This window comes from Mesorhizobium sp. M7A.F.Ca.CA.004.04.2.1 (genome assembly GCF_004022825.1).
Classification (GTDB): Bacteria; Pseudomonadota; Alphaproteobacteria; order Rhizobiales; family Rhizobiaceae; genus Mesorhizobium.
Genome location: NZ_RZPH01000466.1, coordinates 1 through 4,485, shown reverse-complemented (window position 1 = coordinate 4,485; position 4,485 = coordinate 1). Strand labels below are relative to the sequence as shown.

The window sequence follows — 4,485 nt, the reverse complement described above, 5'->3', positions numbered from 1 at the left end:
TTGCTAGATAGGCTGAGTGGCCGGGTCATGGATTCTTCCTTTGGCCTCAAGAGGAAAATATTTCTCCTAACGGCGAAATGGCGTCGAACATTTTCTCAAGAGGGGCAAAAAAGGCAACATTGAATGCATCTAATTTCTACCAATTCGGTAGATTTGGCGCGGGTTCAACGGAGGCAGAAATGACCAAACCTCATTTCAGGAAACTGCTCGGCGCACTGGTCGCCACATCTGTCCAGTTCGGCACGCTCGGTTTCGCGTTTGCCGATACCACCATTCTCAACGTGTCCTACGATCCGACACGCGAGCTCTACAAGGCCTATGACGAAGCTTTCGTCGCGCATTGGAAGGCCGAGACCGGAGAGACCGTCACCGTCCAGCAGTCGCATGGCGGATCGGGCGCCCAGGCCCGCGCCGTGATCGATGGCCTCGATGCCGATGTGGTGACGCTGGCACTTGAAGGCGACATCAACGCCATCGTCTCGAAGGCGAAGAAGATCAATCCGGACTGGCGCACCAAATTCGAAAACAATTCAGCGCCTTACACCTCGACCATCATCTTCCTCGTCCGCAAGGGCAATCCCAAGGGCATTCACGACTGGAGCGACCTCGTCAAGGACGGTGTCCAGGTGATTACGCCCAATCCCAAAACCTCCGGCGGCGCGCGCTGGAACTATCTCGCCGCCTGGGCCTACGCCAACGCCAATGACGGCGGCGACGAGGCCAAGACCAAGGAGTTCGTCGGCAAGCTCTACGCCAATGCTCCGGTGCTCGACACCGGCGCGCGCGGCTCGACCGTGACCTTCGCGCAAAAGGGTCTTGGCGATGTGCTTATCGCCTGGGAAAACGAGGCCTATCTGGCGCTCGACGAGTTCGGTGCCGACAATTTCGACATCGTCTACCCGCCGACCTCCATCCTGGCAGAACCGCCGGTGGCGGTAGTCGACGCCAATGTCGATGCCAAGGGCACGCGCAAGGTCGCCGAAGCCTATCTGAGCTGGCTCTATTCCAAAGAAGCGCAGACGATCATCGCCAAGAACCATTATCGTCCTGCCAAGCCCGATCTGGTGCCGGCCGAGGACCTCGCCAAGCTGCCGCCGATCAAGCTCGTAACCATCGACGATCCACAGTTTGGTGGCTGGAAAAAAGCACAGCCTTATCATTTCGGCGATGGTGGTATATTCGACCAGATCTACAAGCCCCAGTAAGCAGTCGATATTCAGGACGACATGACCACAGCACCCGCCCAGGCGGGGTGGCGATTCAGGCAGCCGAGCGTCATTCCGGGTTTCGGATTGACGCTCGGCTTCTCGCTTGCCTACCTCACCCTCATCATCCTCATCCCGCTATCCGGGCTGCTCTGGCGCTCGGCCGCCCTTGGCTGGCCTGAATTCTGGGCGATCGCCACCGATCGCCGCACCATCAATGCGCTGAGAATCAGCTTCGGCACCGCCTTCGTCGCGGCTGCGGTCAACGTCGTCTTCGGCACGCTGGTCGCATGGGTGCTGGTGCGATACCGTTTCCCCGGCCGCCGCATCGTCGATGCCATGGTCGACCTGCCCTTCGCCCTGCCGACGGCTGTGGCCGGCATCGCGCTGACCACGCTCTACGCGCCGAACGGCTGGATCGGCAAATTGCTGATGCCGCTCGGCATCAAGGTCGCCTATACGCCGCTCGGTATTGTCATCGCGCTGATCTTCATCGGCCTGCCCTTCGTCGTGCGCACCGTGCAGCCGATCATGGAGGAGATCGACAAGGAAGTGGAGGAAGCCGCCGCCACGCTTGGCGCCAATCGCTTCCAGATCATCACCCGCATCCTGTTTCCGGGCCTGGCGCCGGCCATCGTCACCGGCTTCGCCCTCGCCTTCGCGCGTGGCGTCGGTGAATACGGCTCGGTCATCTTCATCGCCGGCAACTTGCCCTACAAATCAGAAATCGCACCCCTGCTGATCGTCATTCGGTTGGAGGAATACAATTATCCGGCGGCGACAGCGATCGCGGCGATCATGCTCGCTCTGTCGTTCATCATGCTTTTGGTCGTCAATCTCGCACAGTCATGGAGCCGCAAGCGCTATGGCTGACCCGGAGATCAAATCCTACGAACCGCATCATGAAAGCCAGTCGGCGGCGGTCACTGAAAGCCGCCCTGCGCGCCTTGCTCTGATGGCCGTCGCCTTCGCCTTCCTCGGCATTTTCCTGCTCTTGCCGCTGATCATCGTCTTCAACGAAGCCTTCGCCAAGGGCATCGGTGCCTACACCGAAGCGCTCGGCAGTGCCGACACGCGCTCGGCGATCCGGCTGACGCTGCTGGTGGCGGCGATCTCGGTGCCGCTCAACATCGTCTTCGGCATCTCCGCCGCCTGGGCGATCGCCAAGTTCGAGTTCAAGGGCAAGGCCTTCCTGACCACGCTGATCGACCTCCCCTTCTCGGTCTCGCCGGTCATATCGGGCCTCGTCTATGTGCTTCTGTTCGGCGCCCAGGGGCTGCTCGGCACATGGCTGAAAGCGCATGGCATCGTCATCCTGTTTGCCGTGCCGGGCATCGTGCTGGCCACAATCTTCGTCACCTTCCCCTTCGTCGCCCGCGAGTTGATCCCGCTGATGCAGGAACAAGGCAATGGCGACGAGGAGGCAGCGCTTTCGCTCGGCGCCAATGGCTGGCAGACCTTCTGGTACGTGACCTTGCCCAACGTCAAATGGGGGCTGCTCTACGGCGTGCTCCTGTGCAATGCGCGTGCCATGGGCGAGTTCGGCGCGGTATCGGTGGTGTCGGGCCACATACGCGGCCTGACCAACACCATGCCGCTGCATGTCGAAATCCTCTACAACGAGTACAACGCCGTCGGTGCCTTCGCCGTCGCTTCATTGCTTGCGGGCCTGGCGCTCGTCACGCTGGTCTTGAAAACACTTCTCGAGATGCGCTACGGCGCCGAGATCGCCGCGACACGCGGGCACTGACAAAGGGACCACTATGGAAGTTCGCGTTGCCAACGTGCGCAAGGAGTTTGACCAGTTTCCGGCGCTTCACGACGTGTCGCTCGACATCAAGTCGGGCGAACTGATCGCGTTGCTGGGACCGTCCGGTTCCGGCAAGACGACGCTGCTCAGGCTGATCGCCGGGCTGGAGCGGCCGACACGGGGAAAGATATTCTTCGGCGACGAGGACGCCTCGCACAAGTCCATCCAGGAGCGCAATGTCGGCTTTGTCTTCCAGCACTATGCGCTGTTCCGGCACATGACGGTGGCGGACAATATCGGCTTCGGCCTGAAGGTCCGGCACGGACCGTCGCGCCCGCCGGCGCAGGAGATCCGCCGTCGCGCCTCCGAGCTTCTGGACCTCGTCCAGCTTTCAGGGCTCGAAAAGCGCTATCCGGCGCAGCTCTCCGGCGGCCAGAGGCAGCGCGTGGCGCTGGCGCGCGCCATGGCGATCGAGCCCAAGGTGCTGCTGCTCGACGAGCCGTTCGGCGCGCTTGACGCGCAAGTGCGCCGGGAATTGCGCCGCTGGCTGCGCGAAATCCATGACGCCACCGGCCACACCACCGTCTTCGTCACCCACGACCAGGAAGAGGCGCTGGAGCTTGCCGACCGCGTCGTGGTGATGAGCCAGGGCCGCATCGAGCAGGTCGGCACCGCCGACGATATCTACGACACGCCGAACTCGCCCTTCGTCTACGGCTTCATCGGTGAATCGAGCTCGCTTCCCGTCAAGGTCGAGAATGGCGAAATCTGGCTCGCCGACCGTCCGATCGGGCTTGCCGCGCCCAACGAGCCCTCGGGCGATGCGACGCTCTACTTCCGCCCGCACGATGTCGAATTGCTGGACGGCTGCAGCGGCTGCATCGCCGGCACGGTCGCCGCCAGCCGCCGCGTGGCCGGCACGCGCCGGGTCGAGCTTGAAATAGGCGGAGAGCGCCAGCGGGTCGAAATCGAACTGCCGGTCGATCACCCCGCGGCGCAGAAAAGCCGGGTGGCGTTCCGCCCCGGACGCTGGAAGCTTTTTCCGGCGGCTTGATCCTCTGGTCTATGGCTACGCCAGCCAGTTCTCGACCTTCAGGCCCCTGATCCGGTTGAACTCTCCCGTGTTGGCGGTCACCAGCGTGGTGCCCAATGCACAGGCATGAGCGGCGATAAAAAGATCGTTGTGGCCAATGGTCTGGCCCGCGGCTTCAAGCTCGGCGCGAAGTCCGCCATACTCGGCATCCACCGGCACATCGAGCGGCAAGACAGGAATCTCGGCCAGCAAGTCTTCAACCTTCTTGAGCAGCTTGGCCGATCCCTTCTTGGCGCAGCCATATCGCAATTCCGAGGCGACCACGATGCTGGTGCAAACGGCGTCATCTCCCTCGCGCGACATTGCCCTCGCGGCCTTGCCAGCCGGGTTTCGGATCATGTCGCTGATAATGTTCGTATCCAGCATGAACCGCATCTAGAAAATGTCCTCGGATTTGACTGGCGTGTCGTAGATCTCGGGGAAGTCGTCTTCAGGAT

Annotated in this window: 5 protein-coding genes; 4 read left to right on the top strand and 1 reads right to left on the bottom strand. The window is 61.9% G+C overall.

What is annotated here, in order from left to right:
• Nucleotides 1-179: 179 nt before the first annotated feature.
• The 4 genes from EN893_RS20160 to EN893_RS20145 are packed head-to-tail and all read left to right on the top strand — an operon-like array spanning nt 180 to nt 4,009.
• A complete protein-coding gene (locus EN893_RS20160; RefSeq protein ID WP_127271865.1) occupies nt 180-1,205 on the top strand; it encodes a sulfate ABC transporter substrate-binding protein in 1,026 nt (341 codons plus the stop codon).
• A gap of 21 nt (nt 1,206-1,226) precedes the next feature.
• Nucleotides 1,227-2,078: a sulfate ABC transporter permease subunit CysT gene (cysT, locus tag EN893_RS20155; RefSeq protein WP_013530875.1), complete on the top strand. Its 852-nt coding sequence runs from the start codon at nt 1,227-1,229 to the stop codon at nt 2,076-2,078.
• The gene (gene cysW, locus EN893_RS20150) at nt 2,071-2,955 is read left to right on the top strand and encodes a sulfate ABC transporter permease subunit CysW (RefSeq protein WP_127270916.1); all 885 of its coding nucleotides are present in this window, start codon (nt 2,071-2,073) and stop codon (nt 2,953-2,955) included. The genes cysT and cysW overlap by 8 nt, the downstream gene beginning before the upstream one ends.
• 13 nt (nt 2,956-2,968) lie before the next feature.
• Entirely contained in the window at nt 2,969-4,009 is a 1,041-nt protein-coding gene (locus tag EN893_RS20145) for a sulfate/molybdate ABC transporter ATP-binding protein (protein ID WP_127271867.1), read from the top strand.
• 15 nt (nt 4,010-4,024) lie between these two features.
• Here the strand turns inward: EN893_RS20145 and EN893_RS20140 are convergent, their stop codons facing one another.
• Nucleotides 4,025-4,423 (bottom strand): type II toxin-antitoxin system VapC family toxin, encoded by a 399-nt coding sequence (locus tag EN893_RS20140; protein ID WP_127271404.1) that lies wholly within the window; start codon nt 4,421-4,423, stop codon nt 4,025-4,027.
• Nucleotides 4,424-4,485 lie beyond the last annotated feature (62 nt).